The organism is Pseudomonadota bacterium (assembly GCA_026388275.1).
GTDB lineage: Bacteria > Desulfobacterota > Syntrophorhabdia > Syntrophorhabdales > Syntrophorhabdaceae > JAPLKB01.
On record JAPLKB010000001.1, the window covers coordinates 1 to 18,082 of the forward strand.

Genomic DNA, 18,082 nt, shown 5'->3' on the forward strand with positions numbered 1-18,082 from the left:
CCCCCCCCTAAAGAAGGGGGAGGGGAAGCGGGAGACCAAAAGTGGAGGCTCATTCAGCTACCTGATGAAACGTCAAAAACCATAAAAAATGATTGTAAAGATGGAAAAACCGGGAAGCCGGGATTATGCAAAGGTCTTATTAATCAATAGTATGGCACGAGCAGGGACATATCCCCATTACCCTTTTGTGCCATTAGGTAAAACTTTTAATTGTTTTCTGTAAACAGGAAGATAATTTCTGTGGATCATGCCTGACAATTCCGCCTGATTCATCCAGAAAATCTTCTTCCAAAATCAATTTGTCGGTTTTTTGATATTCCTGCAGAAATGGGTCAACAGGATATGCTTTTTGCGCCGCATAACTTTGCAGTATGTTTTCAGACGGTTGTTTTTGATTGATAAGCACTATATCGATAGCTCTGCCAAGATAATGTTCTGTATGTAGGATAAAATCACCAGCTGAAAAAGAATCAGTTTCACCATATTTTGTCATAATATTAATTATATAAATGATTTTTGCGTGAGTTTTCTGTATAGATTCTCTGACGCCTGAAACCAAAAGATTTGGAATTATACTTGTATATAGATCTCCCGGTCCTATTATCAGATAGTCCGCTGTCTCGATTGTCTGTATTACCGGAGGATAAACTTCGATGCTGTCACTGTGGTGGGGAACCAGAAAAACATTTTTTATTTTCTCACGTTGTTGCCCGCGGGGCATATCAATCGCGGATTCTCCGAATAACTTCATTCCATCAGTAAGTTCGGCAACTAAAGTAGCTTTTTTGACAGTAACCGGATACACCGTGCCTCTGGTTTCCAGCACTTCGCACAATGCTTCTACTCCTGCCGGAAAACTCCCCGCATACTGTGAAAGTATGGTCAGGAGCATATTCCCAGCGTTATGCCCCTTGAGCCTTTCATGAGTCTGAAATCGGGATTGGAATATCTGCCTCGCCGTATCGCGATGGGGTGATAATGCTAATACGCATTTAAGTATATCGCCTGGAGGCAAAACACCATATTCATCGCGAAGTCTCCCAGTGCTTCCCCCGCTGTCCACCATGGAAACCACAGCCTTAATATCAAAATCATCAAGATCCCTTAAACCGGAAAGCAATATATATTGACCACTGCCGCCACCGATTGTAACAATTTTATGATTTTTCATTCAATCTCCCATACTGTCGGCCAAAATACTTATCGGAAGTTTCAATATGATGCTGATGCCGACATAAAAACCAATACATTTTGAACAAAATATCTATACTATGACAATGCTTTGCTATTTATGCATCAATATTCTCTCAGTATAACTAATCGCATTTTTGCAAAAAATCTATAATCGAAATGTTATTATAGTTGATTTTATTGTCAACATTACAGAAAAAATGTCTTTTTAACTTAAATTTCTTCATTGTAAGTTATTTCTCTCTGTTATCATTGAATGACGAAATTCTTCAACGTGCAACTTTGCAGGAACTGGGGTGAACAAGCTTTTCTCATTATGTACGGCTTCTGCTTATAATGATATAATAAAAAGTCAATTACTTCTCGGGAGCGTATATGATCTTCAGGAAAAAGGAAAACATCTCAACACTGGACGATGTTCTCGAATTAAGCTGGAAATTTCTCCATGACGGCGTTCGAAACTTCAAGAGTCCGTTTCACTACTCAACCCTTACCACCATAGATGACAATGAACCTCAGGCGCGGATCGTTATCCTGAGGGAGTTTTCAGAAAAAGACCGGACATTGGTATGTCACTGCGATGCCCGAGGTTCCAAGGTTTTACAGATCCAAAATAATCCAAATGTAAGCTGGCTGTTCTATAATCCTAAAAAGTGGCTGCAGCTGCGCCTTTCCGGAACCGCTTCGGTTCATACCGACGATAACACTGCTGAATCACAATGGGAAAAGGTACGCCTGCCCCATAGAATCAACTACTGCGCCGAAATCTCGCCGGGTTCACCTACGGGAAAACCCACTTCGGGTCTCCCGGATTTTCTCCGGGATAAAGCGCCTAAATTGCTTGACAGTTCAATGGCCCGTAAAAACTTTGCTGCCATTGTCTGCCGATTCGATGAAATGGACTGGCTGCTGTTGAAATTGACAGGGCACATCCGGGCTAAATTTCATTGGAAAGATAATCGAATGGACGCATCCTGGGTCATCCCTTAATTTGAATGCCGACCAGCAATATTTGTTCGTTTCCAATGGCTGGCCTTTATGTTTTTTTGTTTTGTTTCTTGAGTATTTTTAGTTCTTTTCTCCTGGACGGTCAGTGGCATGTTCGGGGATATTGATCTGCGGCGGTCTGCTTCGCCTTGCGATCCTCCGACGTACATTGAGTACGTCTGCGGCCTGCAAATCTCACAGCCCATCCACATCTGCAAAATCCCCGACATGCCGCTGCCCACTCAACCCGGATTCACATATGCGCTTATGTGAATCCGGGATAAACAAGGGGGCAAATTTTATCATTTTCATTTCTTTTTTTCTCTCCCCTGTTTTCTCTTTGTAAAAGCTTGTATATATTCATTCTGTGAACCATTGCGCCTGTATCTTCTCACTCCATGCCATTGTCCGTCCACGAGAACGAAAAAAATAATCAGAATATGAAAAGTGTCACAGGATCAGTTGTCAAACTGCTCTTTAAACGGCGACTGCCAGGCGTTCCTTAAAAGGTTGATGTTTGTATCTATTATTGTATTGTGGTTTATCCCGCGTATCAGGAACTTTTCGTCGCTTCTGACCTTTCCGATAACGCCGAATGGTATTGACCGTAACAGTACTTCAAGTTTCTCAAGGTCACCTTCGCTGATTGACAGAATAAATCTGCTTTGAGACTCTGAGAAAAGCAAAAAATCGTCCCTGAATATTCCGGTTGCAGGTACAAAAGAAAGATCGACTTCAACACCAAGCCCGCCTGCAAAGGCGCTTTCTGCAAGGGCACACCCGATCCCGCCGTCGGAGATATCATGGCAGGATTTTATAATGCCGGTTTGTATCGACTTTTCCAGGCCTTTGAATAGCTTCTTTGCATCCTGTCCGCGCACTTTGGGCGGGATATTGCCGTGACGTCCGCAAAGAGAGAAATATTCCGAGCCGCCCATTTCAGCATAAGTTTTCCCAACCGCAACGATCAGATCGCCGTCTTCCTTGAAGTCCATTGAAACAGACTTTCTCATATCATTAATCACTGAAATGGCAGATATGAGAACTGTCTGAGGAATGGAAATCTTTATGTCATTGAACATGTAATCATTCTTCATGCTGTCTTTCCCTGATATACAGGGAGTGCCGAAGAGTGTTGTATAATCGTAGAGCGCTCTGTTTGCCCTGACGAGCTGGGCAAGCTTATATGAGCCTTCAGGATTTCTATCAGATTTAACCGGGTCTGACCAGCAGAAATTATCGAGGAGAGCCATTCTGTTCAGAGAGCCTCCTGTTGCAATATTGTTCCGAATTGCTTCGTCAATTGCGCAGGCAACCATGTGATAGGTATCAAATTTGCTGTATTTAGGGCATATCCCGTGGCTTACTACGATTCCTTCCATACTCTCAAGGTCAGGCCTCACTACCCCTGCATCGCTGGGGCCGTTATTGTATTTCCCGGTAAGAGGCTTGATTACGCTTCCCCCCTGTACTTCGTGGTCATATTGCCGTACAACATATTCTTTGCTGCATATGTTCCAACGTTTAAGCATTGACAGTAAGATGTTGCCGTAGTTCTCAGGTTCATCCAAAGGTTCCTCATCGTTGATTTTCCTTTCCCACTTTGCCGGGAGAATCATCTTCGGGAGACCTTTATGGAGGAACTCCATGCCAATATAAGCAACTGTTTTTCCATTGTAGAGTATATGGAATTTACCTGAATCGGTGAATTCACCGAGTATGGTCGATTCTACATTCATCTTTTCGGAAAGTTCCATAAATGTGGCAAGCTTCTCAGGATTTACCGCAACGGTCATTCTCTCCTGCGCTTCCGAAAGAAGTATCTCCCATGGGGAAAGCCCATGGTACTTGAGGGGCGCCTTGTCGATATGTACTATGCATCCGTTGGTGTCTTCTGCCATTTCGCCAATAGAAGAGGAAAGTCCGCCTGCACCGTTATCGGTAATGGAAGTATATAAGTCCATATCTCGTGCAATGAGAAGAAAATCGGTCATTCTCTTCTGGGTGATGGGGTCGCCGATTTGAACTGCGCTTGTGGGTGATGCTTCGGATAGTTCTTCAGATGAGAATGTGGCACCGTGAATCCCGTCCTTACCTATCCTCCCGCCTACCATGATGATGGCGTCGCCCTTTACTGCTTTTTTGATATAACTCGGTTCTCCATTTATTGTTCGAGGCATGATTCCGCATGTGCCGCAATAAACAAGAGGCTTGCCGAGATATCCCTCATCAAAGACAAGGGAGCCGTTTACTGTAGGTATACCGCTTTTATTTCCACCATGTTCAACACCCTCGCGTACGCCCTCAAGGACTCTCTTCGGGTGCAGGAGCCTTGGCGGTATCGTGCCTTTATAATCAGGATAAGCAAAACAAAATATATCCGTATTGAATATGAGCTTTGCTCCTTTCCCTGTGCCGAAGGGGTCTCTGTTAACGCCTACTATCCCGGTCAGCGCCCCTCCGTAAGGGTCAAGAGCTGAGGGAGTATTGTGTGTTTCCACTTTATAGGCAAGGTTATACTTCCTGTTGAAACGTATAACCCCGGCATTGTCCTTAAATACGGATAGACAAAAATCTTTTTTACCCTTCTTTTGTCGTATCATTTCAGTAGAGCCCATAATATAGGTTTTAAAAAGGCTGTCGATTGTCTCAACATTGCCGTCTTCTTCATATTCTATCTGCGCATTAAATATCTTGTGCTTGCAGTGTTCAGACCATGTCTGGGCAATAGCTTCCATTTCTACATCGGTAGGTGCAGTGAGTCCTATTGCTTTTCGCTCTTCAATGACTTTTTTCTGGAGGAAATATCTTTGTATAATGGCAAGTTCATCAGGAGAAAGCGCCCATGTCCTCGCTCTGTTTATTTTCATCATCTCTTCGATGCCTGCGGACAGGTCGAAAGTCTCAACGGCAGGTTCATGCTCAACCCTGACCTTCGGGATATATATGCCCATGCCCTTATCGCTCTGGTATTGGGCGGAGTTTTTGTATGCATACCTGTTTATGACTGTGTTGGCAAGCATTCCTTCGGCAATGGTTACAACATGCTTTTCATCGAGCTCGCCCTTGAGTGAATATAGGCGCGAGGTAAAGACGCCCTCGTTTTCTTTGAATTTATGCCCCGAAAGAGCCTCAATAACCTCTTTTGCAGTCCTGCCCACATTGTCGGTAACCCCGGGTTTGAAGCCTACTTCGATAATCCAGTCGCCGGAAACAGGTGCAGGCTCATCAATGTACCCCTTCTGGATAACAGGGTCCACAAAGACATCGGTCTTCAGTGTTTCTATAATGCCGGCATCCAGATCAGCGTCAATTGTGTATATATCCACCACGCCTGCATCAATAACGTCAATTCCGAGGTCTGTTTTTATCCTTTTCTTTAACTTCTCGCCCGGAACATCCCTAACGCCCTCCCGGTATGTCACTTCTATTCTATGTGCCATATTTAAGTTAAAAACTCCTTTGCATTTTTAATGCTTTCAGCAACATGCGATTCGCTGGCTATCTCAGCGGTATAGATGATATTCCCGTTAGCCTGACTCAAAAAGGCTTTTAACTCACGGAAAGGAAATGTTCCCCTTCCTATAGGGAGGTGTTCGTCGGTGCTTCCATGATTGTCGTGCAGGTGCATCTCCCTGATGCGGTCTTTGAGTGGAGTCAGCCACCTCTCAAGGGACACTGTGGTGAAGAGGTTGAAATGGCCTGAATCAAAACAAAAGAAGAGATTCTTATCCTTGAAATGGTGAAAGAGGGCAATAAAGGTTGAAGGGGTTTCTTCGAAAATGTTTTCAAGGGCTACAATAAGCCCATCATCCGCTTCTTTCAATATCTCCGTCCATGTTTCAATGCTACTGTCGAACCACAGTTGTTCGTTGTCACCAAAACGCCATTTGTCATAGCCGGGGTGACAGACAATACATTTTGCATGGAGCGTGTTTGCCATTTCAACGGATTTTTTAATCTTATCCCTTGATATTGCCTTAATTGTTTTATCAAAACCGCCCGGGCTCAAATCCATGTAAGGGGCATGGACAGTACAGACAATGCCGCTATCCTGGAGGATCTTGCTCAGTTCCCGGACGCCCTCCATATCAAGGTCATCAACCACATCGTTGTTTGCGTATATTTCAATGCCCATATTGAATTCAACAATCCTTTTGATGTTTGCTTCAACCATTTTATAAGGTACGTTTATGAATATCGGCATCCGAAGGTCTCCTCAATGAATTCTAATTTATAGGTTGAAGAAGAATAAATCAAGAAAAACGATTGATTTATTTTTACTTTTGAGTAATGTCCTGAAAACTATTACCCAATCTCATACTTGTTAATGGTAGAGATGTTCCCTCGTCATAGGCAGCTCATTATTAAGGCCGTTGGTAAAAAGTATCTGATATAACCTTATACAACCCCAGCGGAACGCAGCAGAACTGCCGTACAGAAACATACGCCACATACGGACAAGCTGTTGGTCAAACATTTTTTCGATTTCTTTTGCATTTGCTTCAAACCTTTTTGCCCATGTGTCGAGAGTTATTGCGTAGTGCAGGCGGAGGTTTTCTATATCAACATGAACCAGACCTTTTTTTCCCATGATTCTGATTACATGATATAGTATCGGAATATAGCCCCCGGGGAAGATATATTTCAATGTCCATGGGTCTTCGGCAGTATCATTTTCTTTACCTATAGTATGAAGAAGACCAATGCCGCCAGGTTTCAACAGCGCTCTTGCTTTATCAATAAACGTGGGGATAAAACTTTTTCCGACATGCTCAAACATACCGATTGAAACAAACTTATCAAATTGACCTTCAATATTCCGATAGTCTTCACGGAGAATTGAAATATGTTTTTCCAATCCTTCCTGGGCTATCTTTGCTTTTGCATATTCAGTCTGATGGACGGAAAGAGTACATCCCAGGCCATTTACACCATAGTGACGGGCTGCGTAAATAAGCATGCCGCCCCATCCGCATCCGATATCGATAAGGCTCTCTCCTTCCTTAAGCTGAAGCTTTCTGCAGATATGCTCGTATTTTTGTTCTTGTGCCTGTTCGAGGGTGTCTTTTTCAGTCCTGAAATAGGCACAGGAATATGTCATGCTTTCATCAAGGTATTGCTGATAGAAGTTGTTTCCCATGTCATAATGATGGGCGATATTTTTAGATGACCTTTTGACGGTATTAAGGGACTTCAGATGCTGGAGCAAGACGGCAGTTTTTGTTGCAGGCGATAGCTTTATATTCTGAAAATGCGGGTCTGTACCGATACGGATAAGCTGATAAAAATCGCCGTCAACGTCAATATTACCGGCCACATATTCTTCCCCAAAACCAAGTGTACCTTTGCTGAATATGTTCCTGACAGATTCTTTTCGGTTGAATATGAGCGTAAAGGCAGGTATTCCGTTTCCGAATGCTTCAGTTTTACCGTCCCAGTATCTGACGGCAAAAGAGATGTCAGACACGTTATTGCTTAACGTCCAAAGAAGCTTCTGAAGGGTCTTCTTCATCATAGCTCTCCCGGACAATCTCTTATGAATGTCCTTTTTGCAGAATAGATTGTGTAAAAAACATACTGCAGCTTTAATGAATTTGTCAATTATTCATATCTTTCGCACATTTTCATTTAAAAAAATAAATCTTCTTGACAAAAGAAATAGAATCTAATAAAATTAATGCATTATTAATTATACTGGATGGAAAATGAAACATAATCAATTATCGCAGGCTAATTTTTATTACTTTTATTATAACGAGGGGAGAAATCTGCCTGCATATTGATCGGATATTTTACGATAAAAAGCCGCAGGCAGTAAAGCCTGCGGCTTTTTTTATGCTGTTTGAACAGAAAATAGGGATAGGGTAGAAGACATAATATGGAGTTTTTTATGACATTAAAAGATAAGCACCCTGAAACTGAAACTTATTGCTACTGCTATTGCTATTGTAAAGGTCCGCCATAGCCTGTAGCACTGTATTTTAAAAGGCCCTGTGCGGATGTTTAACCGTACAGGGCCTTTTTTGTTGTTGCGAAAAGACATATGGAGAGAGGTTATCTTGATAAACAATGAGGATATCAAAATGTATATAAAGGCAATAAAATCAGAAAAACAAAAGGAGAGAAAATCATGTTAGATGCATTGTTCAGACCAAATTCAGTAGCTGTTGTAGGTGCTTCGGGAAAGGAACTTAACCTAGGCAACAGAATCATTAAAAATCTTTTGGATTTTGGTTTTAAAGGGCAAATTTATCCGATAAATCCGAAATTAGATGAAATCTGGGGTGTTAAGGCATACAAATCAATTCTTGATGTTCCGACTGAGGTTGATGTTGTACATATGGCAATAGCAGCTCCGGCTGTACCGCAGGCCATTGATGATTGCGGCAGCAAAGGTGTAAAATTTGTCATACTAAACAGTGGAGGTTTTACAGAGATCGGCCCTGTAGGGGCGGCCATTGAGGAAGACTGTATTGAAAGGGCGAGAAAAAACGGAATAAGGATATTCGGACCTAACTGCCAGGGGATAATCAATACAGACCCTGAAGCAAGAGCCTACTGTAACTTTACATTTACAAAACCGGATGTAGGAGCAATCTCGATTGTGGCTTTAAGCGGAGGTGTTGCGGAGCTGATTCACCAGACTTTTGCCGAAATGGGTGTAGGAACAAGAATGTACGCATCCAACGGAAATGCCTGTGATGTTTCTATCCCTGAGATCATCAGATACTATGGTAATGATGTTGGAACACGGGTAATTGTGCTTTACTTTGAGGGCCTCCGTGAACCGAAGGCGTTTTTAGAAGTTGCACAGGAGGTTGCGGCAAAGAAACCTATCCTTGCCATGAAAGCTGGGCGTACGGAAGAAGGTGCAAAAGCGGCTGCTTCTCATACCGGCGGTCTTGCAAAGCGTGATGTCACAACGGATCTCATTTTTGAAAAAACAGGAATTCTTAGTTTTCGTGATGAAACAGAGCTCTGCGAAGCGGCCTTTGTATTTGCAACACAGCCTGTACCAAAAGGTGGACGGGTAGGGCTTCTTACAAATACAGGCGGACCTGCAGTAATTGCTACAGATGTCCTTGCAGGCGGCGGCCTCACAATACCGGCGCTTTCTGATAAAACCTTAGCATTCCTGAAAGAAAGGTTGTTACCGGAATCGTCAATCCGTAATCCGATTGATGTTCTTGCCACTGCCAATGGAGGGCATTTCAGGGCTGCGTTGGATGCGCTTATGGATGACAGCGGGATAGATAGTGTATATATAAATTTTGTCACACCTTTCTTTGTTGATAACGAAAGCATTGCAAGAGAAATTGTTGAGGTCAACAAGATGCAAAAGAAACCTATTGTTTGCAACCTCATGACAGACAAGAAACAGTGGAAGGAAACCGTCAGGATTTTGAAAGATGGAGGTATTCCATGCTACAGTTCTCCAGGAGGCGCTGCCAGAGCGCTTATTGCATTAACAAAGTATGGTCAGATTTCTAAACGGGAAAAAGATGCAGTAAAATTATTTGATGATGTAAAACGTTCTAAAGCAGAGGAAATACTGAAAAGAGCAAAATATTCGGGACGCAAAGTGCTGCCGGCATCGGATGTTTACGAGATTCTCGGTGTATACGGCATACCTGTTGCCGACTGGAGAATGGCTGATAACGCTATGGAGGCGGAAAAAGCAGCTATTGAAATCGGATTTCCGGTTGTGGTTAAAGCTGATTCGGAGTCCATCATCAGAAAAAGCGATGAAGGCGGCGTAGCCGTGAACCTGGAAAATGCCAATGCTGTTTCAACGGTAGTAGAACAAATGCGAAAGAAGTTTAAAGCCGAAGATTTGAAATTTTTTGTACAGAAATATATTCCTGGTGGCAAGGAGTTCATTATAGGGGCAAAGGCAGAGGACGGCATCGGACATCTGGTTATGTTCGGTATCGGCGGCATTTATGTTGAGATATTCAAAGATGTGGCCTTTAAATTATCTCCTGTCACAACTGCAGGAGCCAAAGAGATGCTTTCCTCGCTCAACGCAGCCCCGCTGCTCAAAGGTGTAAGAGGAGAAAAAGGAGTGGATGAGAAAAAAATTATTGAGATTATTCAGCGCATATCTCAGATGGTCAGCGAATTGCCTGCTATTCAGGAAATAGATCTCAATCCTTTAATGGCATTTGAGGATCGTGTTTTTGCTGTAGATGCAAGAATGGTTTTGTAGGAGATACCTATCAAAAGAATAATTCCATTTCTAAATCAAGGCGCTATCATCGTTGGCTTCGTCATCGTCTCCTCGACGTACCATTGCTGTACGCCTACGTTGCCTCTTCCTTGCCGCCTTGATTGCCCCGCAAGCTGAAGCGGGGTAAGTCATTGCATCCTTGATTTAGAAATGGAATAAGGGGTCAAACATCCGACCCCTTATCCTTTCTTTTGACTTTTTGATGAATTAATAATTGACCATAATTTCTTCGTCCTGCTGTAAATCTCCGGAACGTGACTTTTTGTAAGATATAAGCACAGAATATGACCTCATATTTTTAATATTATTTAAGAAAGCATCGTATGAAGGCGATTTTTTGGATACACGGACATATTTCTCAGGTTTATCGTTTGCTTCCCTGATTTTTTTATTGAGCATTTCTCTGAGGTGGTCTCTGTCTCCATCATGAAAAGATTTCCATACTTTGTCAAGAACGAGAAAACTCATCTTCGGATCAGGAGTTGAAGGGTTTGTGACGACAAATCTACATTCCTTTTCTTTCAGGCATTTTCTTATTTTCGGAGTTATGCGTTCAGAGGCAGTTGCGTGCGCAATGAAAATTAGAGATACAATTAAAACAAGTACCATGAAATGATATAAGTTTCTCATAAATCCCCTCCTTTGTGTTTCATCAGATACTTCCTGAACATTGTGTTTTTTAAATTTACTGTTTTGTATTTTTAAAAATGATATCAAAAAGACTTTCCTAATGTCAAACGTAATGGATATCCAGAGTTTCCTGATATTTTTGACAGCATTAATTTGTTGGTTCGGCAGTTACTACTTTATTGACATTTGCCACCCGTTTCAGGCTATATTAACTTTGCTTTATTGCTCACACATTTTTGTGGAAAATATCTGTCCATGACTGAACCAGTGAAACCATTATTCAACAAGTTATCACCGAAAGAAGTATTGCGCACCTGCTTCGGATACGATACGTTCCGTGAACATCAGGAAGAGGCTATACAATGTCTTGTATCCGGCGAAGACGCCTTTGTTCTTATGCCCACCGGGAGCGGGAAATCAATCTGCTATCAAATACCCGGCATGATACGCCAAGGAATATGCATCGTCATTTCGCCTCTCATCTCATTAATGCAGGACCAGGTAGACAGCATCCTTCAGCTTGGAGTCAGAGCAGGTTTTCTCAATTCCACACAAAATTATCATGAAGCATCATTGATTGCAGGGAAAATGCTTTCAGGTGAACTTGATCTCCTTTACGTTGCTCCGGAGAGGCTTGTTACTGAAAGCTTTATGCAGCTCCTCGGCCAGGTGGATATTGCACTCTTTGCCATAGACGAGGCTCATTGTGTTTCTCAATGGGGACACGATTTTAGACCGGAGTATCTCAAACTCAGCATCCTTCCCGAACAGTTTCCCCGTGTTCCGCGCATAGCCCTTACCGCTACGGCAGACGAGATTACCAGAAAAGAGATAGTCGAAAAGTTGTGTCTTGAAAATGCCCGACATTTCATATCGAGCTTTGACCGTCCTAATGTCCATTACAGAGTTGAAGCAAAGCAAAAAGAGAAGCCCCAACTTCTTGAATTCCTTAAAGACGAGCATCCCGGCCACTCGGGCATTGTTTATTGCATGACTAGAAAGAAAGTGGAGGAGATTGCTAAATTCCTTTCCGATAAAGGACTGACCGCTCTTCCCTACCATGCGGGCCTTGACCGGGAGACCCGGTTGAAAAACCAGCGGCAGTTTTTTCGGGATGACGGGTTAATCATGGTTGCAACCATAGCCTTCGGCATGGGCATTGATAAGCCTGATATCCGTTTTGTGGCCCACCTCAATTTGCCGAAAACTTTGGAGAGCTATTACCAGGAAACGGGTCGCGCGGGCCGGGACGGCGAAGCTGCCGATGCGTGGATGATCTACAGTCTGGCAGATGTAATTGTTCTCAGACAGATGCTCGAAGCCTCCGAGGGAGATGAACAGTTCAAACTGATTCAGCGGACCAAGATGGAGGCCATGTTGGGTTACTGTGAGACAACAAAATGCCGCAGACAGGTACTATTGAATTATTTCGGGGAAGAGCGTTCCGAAACGTGCGGGAACTGCGACGTATGCGAAGGAAGGGTCGAAACATGGGACGGAACGCTGGTTGCCCAGAAAGCGTTGTCCTGCGTCTACAGGACGGGACAGATGTTCGGAACTGTTTACCTTATCGATGTACTGCTCGGCAAGGACAGTGAGAGGATTCGCCATTTCGGCCATGACACGGTCTCCACATTCGGCATAGGCAAAGAACTCACTGAAACCGAATGGAAATCCGTCTTCCGTCAACTCGTTGCTGCCGGAATGCTGAAAGTTGATATCGGTGGAAAAGGCGGTTTCAAATTATCTCCTACGTGCAGGCCGGTGCTGAGAGGCGAAAAGACATTCGAATTACGCAGAGACCCGGTTCCCTTAAAGAACAAAGCAAAATTAGCCATAGAAAAAGGCAGGATAGTCATTAAGAAAGAAAAGGATTCCATGCTCCCGGAAATATATCAGAACAAACTTTGGGAAGAACTTCGCATGTTGCGCCTGGAAATAGCCAGATCACAATCTGTCCCGCCCTACGTCATATTCCACGATAAAACCATGAAAGAACTTGTGGCAATCCTCCCTGATTCATTGGAAGAAATGAGAAACGTATCCGGAATAGGCCAGCGCAAGATTGAGATGTATGGAGAACAGTTCCTGAAGGTTATTCATGAGTACAAGAGACATTTGGAACATTCTTAAGGGGCTATTATTCTTATAAAGATTTAAACCTAATTTATAGAACTTGAGAGATGTCCATTCTCCGGATTACGAAATTCCCAATAAACATAATCGGGATTGCTTGAAAATCCGTTGATTACATTCCTCTTGTATGTTACAAATAAATAAAAAAAGGTTTTGAATTCATGAACAGTCTTTTAAGAAGCATACCTAAAGTTGACGAAATCCTTAAACATGATGAATGGAAAAGGCTTGTAAAAATATATCCGGAAAGCGTTGCGAAAGATGCGTTGCGTTTCTGCCTCGATGATCTGAGGGCTTCTATAAAAGAAGGAAAAAGTAATGTGATTCCCTCGATAGATCAAATAATTGAGGTTACTGAAAAACAGGTAAAAATTTCAATAAGTCCGAGGTTGAAAAGGGTTATAAACGGCACGGGTGTTATTATCCATACCAATCTCGGCAGGTCATTACTCCCGAAATCTGCCATAGAAGCTGTCATAAATGCGGCGTCTCATTACACAAACCTTGAATTCGATCTCCGGACAGGTTCCCGTGGTGACCGGTATGAACACTGTACATTTATCCTGCAAAAACTTACAGGCGCCGAAGGCGCCCTTGTTGTCAACAATAATGCAGGTGCGGTTTTTCTTATCCTTAATACATTTACAGAAGGGAAAGAGGTGGTTATTTCAAGAGGGGAACTTATTGAAATCGGCGGTTCCTTCAGGATACCTGATGTAATGAAGAAAAGCGGCGCCATCTTAAGAGAAGTAGGCTCGACAAACAGGACATTCATAAAAGATTACGAGTATGCAATAAGTGAGTCCACAGGTATGCTCATGAAAGCTCATACGAGTAATTACAAAATTAGAGGTTTTGTCCATGAGGCGACAGGTGAGGAATTAATATCGCTGAGCAAAAAACATAACCTGCCTGCATATTATGATGCAGGGAGCGGAATGCTCTTTCCACTCAAAACGTTGGGAATGCATGATGAACCGTGCATAATCGAGGAACTTAAAAAAGGCTGGGATATAATATCTTTCAGCGGAGATAAACTGCTCGGTGCTCCACAGGCAGGAATTATACTCGGAGAAAAGTCTTACATAGATGCACTGAAGGCAAACCCGATCACAAGAATGCTGCGGCCCGATAAATTCACTCTTGCCGCCCTTGAAAGCACGCTCTTGCTATACCTCGATGAAGTTACGGCGCAGCATGAGATACCTACACTTAAAATGATATTCGAAGATAAAGATGTTTTGAAAAGAAGGGTTCAACAACTTGTAAGGAAGATGAAAGGCTTGTCTGAAAAACTTTCTGTTGCATTAATAGATATATCCTCTGAAGTTGGGGGAGGAAGCCTTCCCGATGTATTTATACCCTCTTTTGGCATGGCAATAAAACCACTTACCATGAGTGTTGAAAAGTTTGAAGAAAGATTGAGAAACATTGACGTTCCCATTATCGGCAGAATCGAAAAGGACATGTTTCTTTTAAATATGAGAACAATTTTAAAAGAAGATGAACCACTTTTGCTTGAAGGCATTGAAAATGTCCTTCGGGTATAACCCGGTATCCTTAAATTCAGAGTTCTTAATTGACTAAAAATCAATTCCATTTCGTCTGTAAAGAAGAAGGCAAGAGGCTTGATGTATTCCTTTCTGAAAAGCTTTCCCTTACAAGAACAAAAATTAAAGATATTATAGAAGGCGGTTATGTCCGTATTGCCGGAAAAACACCAAAGCCTTCGATAAAGATAAAAAACCTCATGGAAATTGACGGTGAAATCCCCGAAGAAGAACCGTTAACCCTTACCCCACAGGCAATTCCTCTTGAAATTTTATACGAAGATAAATACTTTCTCGCAGTAAATAAGCCAAAGGATATGGTTGTACACCCTTCATTCGGGCATAAAGAAGGTACTTTAGTTAATGCTGTACTGGCATATCTTGGACAGGGAGAGGAGAGAAATCTCGAATCTCGAATCTCGAATCTCGAATTTGAAGATCAAGAAATAATACATCAAAGTGCTCAGAATTCAATATGTTACAATCTCCAATCAAAAATCCCCCGTCCAGGTATTGTCCATAGGCTTGACAAAGGAACGACGGGTGTAATTATTGTTGCAAAGGACTCAAAGACCCAGGAAATGCTCTCTGCACTTTTTAAAAAAAGAACTGTACGAAAAACATACAGGGCAATTGTTGAAGGTGTAATGGACTGCAAAGAAGGTGCAATAGAGGGAAATATCGGCAGGCATCCTATTGACAGGAAGAAAATGGCGGTGCTCAAGGAAGGCGGAAGAGATGCGGCTACGTCTTTTAAAGTAATAAAACAACTTGATGGTTTTGCATATGTTGAAGCATATCCGAAAACCGGCAGAACTCATCAGATACGGGTTCATCTCTCTCATATCGGCCATCCTGTTGCAGGGGATGAAATGTACGGAAAGAAGGCGAAGCATATTGCCGACAGGCCGCTTCTCCATGCATATAAAATAGAGTTCATACATCCTGTCATGGGTACACCTATTATTATTGAAGCACCGATGCCGGATGATATGATAGGGTTTATAGAGAAATGTGATTTGTAGTCAAATATTCCAAGGCTATCTTCCCCGATGATACGGATTTTTTGTAAACTCCCTGTTATATTTTTAAGAAATTTATGCCGGCATATACGGACTTTGATTTTTTTCTCCATAATCATATATTGGGTGATATAATGGTTTTATGGAACAGAAGTCAGAAAATACCAACATACAAAAAAATAGGCTTTGTAAGAAAATGATAAGGGTTGCATGTTTCCTGTGTTTTTTTATTATATTTGCTGCTTTTAATGTCTCCGGGAATGAATCAAGTTGCGTGAGATGCCATACGGACGAAAAGATGCTGAAACCGCTTGTGGTTGTTCCGAAGATAAGCGAGGAAGCAGGAGGCGGGTGAGCAGGCGCTCCTCCGCCAGTTAGGCCGGAAACTTATTATAAGCGGTACTTGATAGATAAAACCATGTTGAGTAAGGACCCTCATTTTGGTGATGGCTGCAAGTCCTGTCATATGGGTAATGAAAATTCGAATGAAAAAGAAGGCGCACATAAAGATATAAGGAAAAAACCCTCTGCCAATCTCGAAGTGTGCGGAAAATGTCATACTGAAATTGCAGGTAACTATTCTAAATCACTTCACTATACTGTCCATGGATTTCAGCACAGCATATCCAGGAGATTTTCAAAGAAGGAGGAAACGGTTTTCAAAAACAAGGTTTTTGGTTCATCATGCAAAAGTTGCCATGCGTCATGCGGTGACTGTCATGTTCTCTCCCCATCTGTGGAAGGGATAAGCGCCGGTCTTATTGAAGGACACAAGTTTGTAAAAAAGGATGAGGCAAAGACCTGTGCCTTTTGTCATGGTGGAAGAGTTTATCCTGAATTTACCGGCGAATATGGCGGAGGTGTTGATGTTCATTACCAGAAGGGCATGACATGTATGGATTGCCATAAGAAAGAAGGACTGCATGGCGACGGAAATATGTATTTGACAAAGAATGAGACAAAAGCAAGGCCGAAGTGCAAAGATTGCCATAAAACAGGAGGTGAAGCAAAGGCAACTGTAAAACTGGCGCATTCAAAACATGAAGGTAAGGTGAGCTGCTACGGCTGTCATTCTCAGGGTGAATACAGAAATTGCTACAACTGCCATATGGGAAAAGGTTCAACTTCAAAACCAGGTTTTATGCTGGGCAAAGACCAGAGGCATGAGAAAACGCTTACAACCTTGAGATTAATACCTATTGTGAAAGATACTTTCTTGAAAGCGGGCATAAAGATGGAAGGTTTTGACAATGTTGCCGATTATAAAGCAACACCTGTCCATAATATTAAGAAAAGGACAGAAAGAACACGATCCTGTGATGTATGTCATGTGGAAAAGAAGGATTTTCTTACCAGAGAGATGCTTATAGAAAAAGGCTCAAAGGCAAACGAGAATTTGATATTTGATATGAAGGCTTTAAAAATTAAATAATGGAGGTACAGATGAAGAATGTATTAAAGAAGTGTTTCATGCTTGTTATTTTGATGTTGTTTTTTATCCCCCTTGCAGCTTTTTCTGCCAATGTGGAGCCTGTTGTCTCAACGGACTGGCTCGCGAATAATATTTCAAATCCTAAGGTGGTGATCATCGATATCAGGAAGGCTGAAGACTATAAGGAAAATCATATACAGAATTCGATAAACATAGTGGCCAAATCATGGATCACAAAGAAAAAAGACATATTGAATGAAATGATATCCGATGATGATCTCAAAGATCTTATCGGAGATGCCGGGATAAGGCAGGACTCGGTTGTTGTTATAGCTGGAACCGTTGCTGCGCCGATTGATTTGGTAAGCGCCGCAAGAGTTGCATGGACACTCATTTATGCCGGAGTCAAGGATGTTGCAATTCTGAATGGTGGAGTTGAAAAATGGGAAAAAAAACCCAAGGCAAAACCATTTACACCAAAATTTGATAAGACTCTTCTTGTGAACAAAGATTATGTCATGAAAAACCTTGACAAGGCTATTATTGTGGATGTGCGTCCCGCTGATTTTTACAGCGGTGATAAAAAGCAGACTTTTGTTGAAAGGGCAGGACACATAAAAAATGCAAAGAACCTTCCCTGGGGAACATTGCTGAATGAAGACAAGACTTACAAAAGCAAAGATGAGATTGAAAAGATAATGGCCCCCGTAATTGGGACGGATAAAACAAAAACAATTATTTTTTACTGTGATACTGGCATGTTTGCCACACCTGGCTGGTTTATGGCATACAGCCTCTCAGGATACGCCAATGCAAAGGTATACGACGGATCAGCTCAGGAATGGGCAGCAGACCCGAATGTGCCAATGGATAAATAATCCTGTTCAGGCGCCTCTTGCAA

General features: G+C 42.3%; 13 protein-coding genes. 8 read left to right on the forward strand and 5 right to left on the reverse strand.

The features are described from left to right. Nucleotides 1-193: 193 nt before the first annotated feature. The gene (locus NT010_00005) at nt 194-1,171 is read right to left on the reverse strand and encodes a YvcK family protein (protein ID MCX5804437.1); all 978 of its coding nucleotides are present in this window, start codon (nt 1,169-1,171) and stop codon (nt 194-196) included. A 395-nt stretch (nt 1,172-1,566) separates the two neighbouring features. On the opposite strand from NT010_00005, the gene NT010_00010 reads away from it, so the two are divergent. Beyond that, nucleotides 1,567-2,181, forward strand: a complete 615-nt coding sequence (locus tag NT010_00010) for a pyridoxamine 5'-phosphate oxidase family protein (GenBank protein MCX5804438.1) — start codon at nt 1,567-1,569, stop codon at nt 2,179-2,181. Between the two features lie 455 nt (nt 2,182-2,636). On the opposite strand, the gene NT010_00015 is transcribed toward NT010_00010, so the two are convergent. The 3 genes from NT010_00015 to NT010_00025 all read right to left on the reverse strand — a co-directional run bounded on the left by NT010_00015 (nt 2,637) and on the right by NT010_00025 (nt 7,696). Next, a complete protein-coding gene (locus NT010_00015; protein ID MCX5804439.1) occupies nt 2,637-5,621 on the reverse strand; it encodes a phosphoribosylformylglycinamidine synthase subunit PurS in 2,985 nt (994 codons plus the stop codon). Nucleotides 5,622-5,623: 2 nt separating this feature from the next. Next, nucleotides 5,624-6,385, reverse strand: coding sequence for a sugar phosphate isomerase/epimerase (locus NT010_00020; GenBank protein ID MCX5804440.1), 762 nt, complete (start codon nt 6,383-6,385; stop codon nt 5,624-5,626). A gap of 120 nt (nt 6,386-6,505) precedes the next feature. Further along, nucleotides 6,506-7,696: a cyclopropane-fatty-acyl-phospholipid synthase gene (locus tag NT010_00025; GenBank protein MCX5804441.1), complete on the reverse strand. Its 1,191-nt coding sequence runs from the start codon at nt 7,694-7,696 to the stop codon at nt 6,506-6,508. A gap of 615 nt (nt 7,697-8,311) precedes the next feature. Here NT010_00025 and NT010_00030 point away from each other — a divergent pair. Then, nucleotides 8,312-10,390 (forward strand): acetate--CoA ligase family protein, encoded by a 2,079-nt coding sequence (locus NT010_00030; protein MCX5804442.1) that lies wholly within the window; start codon nt 8,312-8,314, stop codon nt 10,388-10,390. A gap of 228 nt (nt 10,391-10,618) precedes the next feature. On the opposite strand, the gene NT010_00035 is transcribed toward NT010_00030, so the two are convergent. After that, on the reverse strand, nt 10,619-11,041 hold the full coding sequence (locus NT010_00035) for a hypothetical protein (protein MCX5804443.1): 423 nt from the start codon (nt 11,039-11,041) through the stop codon (nt 10,619-10,621). A 255-nt stretch (nt 11,042-11,296) separates the two neighbouring features. On the opposite strand from NT010_00035, the gene recQ reads away from it, so the two are divergent. The 6 genes from recQ to NT010_00065 all read left to right on the forward strand — a co-directional run bounded on the left by recQ (nt 11,297) and on the right by NT010_00065 (nt 18,059). Continuing rightward, a complete protein-coding gene (gene recQ / locus NT010_00040; GenBank protein ID MCX5804444.1) occupies nt 11,297-13,174 on the forward strand; it encodes a DNA helicase RecQ in 1,878 nt (625 codons plus the stop codon). Nucleotides 13,175-13,338: 164 nt separating this feature from the next. Then, nucleotides 13,339-14,727 (forward strand): L-seryl-tRNA(Sec) selenium transferase, encoded by a 1,389-nt coding sequence (gene selA, locus NT010_00045; protein ID MCX5804445.1) that lies wholly within the window; start codon nt 13,339-13,341, stop codon nt 14,725-14,727. A gap of 29 nt (nt 14,728-14,756) precedes the next feature. Then, entirely contained in the window at nt 14,757-15,752 is a 996-nt protein-coding gene (locus tag NT010_00050) for an RluA family pseudouridine synthase (protein MCX5804446.1), read from the forward strand. Between the two features lie 139 nt (nt 15,753-15,891). Then, nucleotides 15,892-16,104, forward strand: coding sequence for a hypothetical protein (locus NT010_00055; protein MCX5804447.1), 213 nt, complete (start codon nt 15,892-15,894; stop codon nt 16,102-16,104). 111 nt (nt 16,105-16,215) lie between these two features. Continuing rightward, nucleotides 16,216-17,181 carry a cytochrome c3 family protein gene (locus tag NT010_00060; GenBank protein MCX5804448.1) on the forward strand — a complete coding sequence of 322 codons (966 nt, stop codon included), beginning with the start codon at nt 16,216-16,218 and terminating at the stop codon, nt 17,179-17,181. 11 nt (nt 17,182-17,192) lie between these two features. Then, entirely contained in the window at nt 17,193-18,059 is an 867-nt protein-coding gene (locus tag NT010_00065) for a sulfurtransferase (GenBank protein ID MCX5804449.1), read from the forward strand. Nucleotides 18,060-18,082: the final 23 nt, after the last annotated feature.

Coding starts and splice junctions, on each gene's coding strand:
- NT010_00005 (MCX5804437.1), bottom strand. CDS start 1,171: ATGAAAAATCATAAAATTGTTACAATCGGTGGCGGCAGTGGTCAATAT.
- NT010_00010 (MCX5804438.1), top strand. CDS start 1,567: ATGATCTTCAGGAAAAAGGAAAACATCTCAACACTGGACGATGTTCTC.
- NT010_00015 (MCX5804439.1), bottom strand. CDS start 5,621: ATGGCACATAGAATAGAAGTGACATACCGGGAGGGCGTTAGGGATGTT.
- NT010_00020 (MCX5804440.1), bottom strand. CDS start 6,385: ATGCCGATATTCATAAACGTACCTTATAAAATGGTTGAAGCAAACATC.
- NT010_00025 (MCX5804441.1), bottom strand. CDS start 7,696: ATGATGAAGAAGACCCTTCAGAAGCTTCTTTGGACGTTAAGCAATAAC.
- NT010_00030 (MCX5804442.1), top strand. CDS start 8,312: ATGTTAGATGCATTGTTCAGACCAAATTCAGTAGCTGTTGTAGGTGCT.
- NT010_00035 (MCX5804443.1), bottom strand. CDS start 11,041: ATGAGAAACTTATATCATTTCATGGTACTTGTTTTAATTGTATCTCTA.
- recQ (MCX5804444.1), top strand. CDS start 11,297: ATGACTGAACCAGTGAAACCATTATTCAACAAGTTATCACCGAAAGAA.
- selA (MCX5804445.1), top strand. CDS start 13,339: ATGAACAGTCTTTTAAGAAGCATACCTAAAGTTGACGAAATCCTTAAA.
- NT010_00055 (MCX5804447.1), top strand. CDS start 15,892: ATGGAACAGAAGTCAGAAAATACCAACATACAAAAAAATAGGCTTTGT.
- NT010_00060 (MCX5804448.1), top strand. CDS start 16,216: ATGGGTAATGAAAATTCGAATGAAAAAGAAGGCGCACATAAAGATATA.
- NT010_00065 (MCX5804449.1), top strand. CDS start 17,193: ATGAAGAATGTATTAAAGAAGTGTTTCATGCTTGTTATTTTGATGTTG.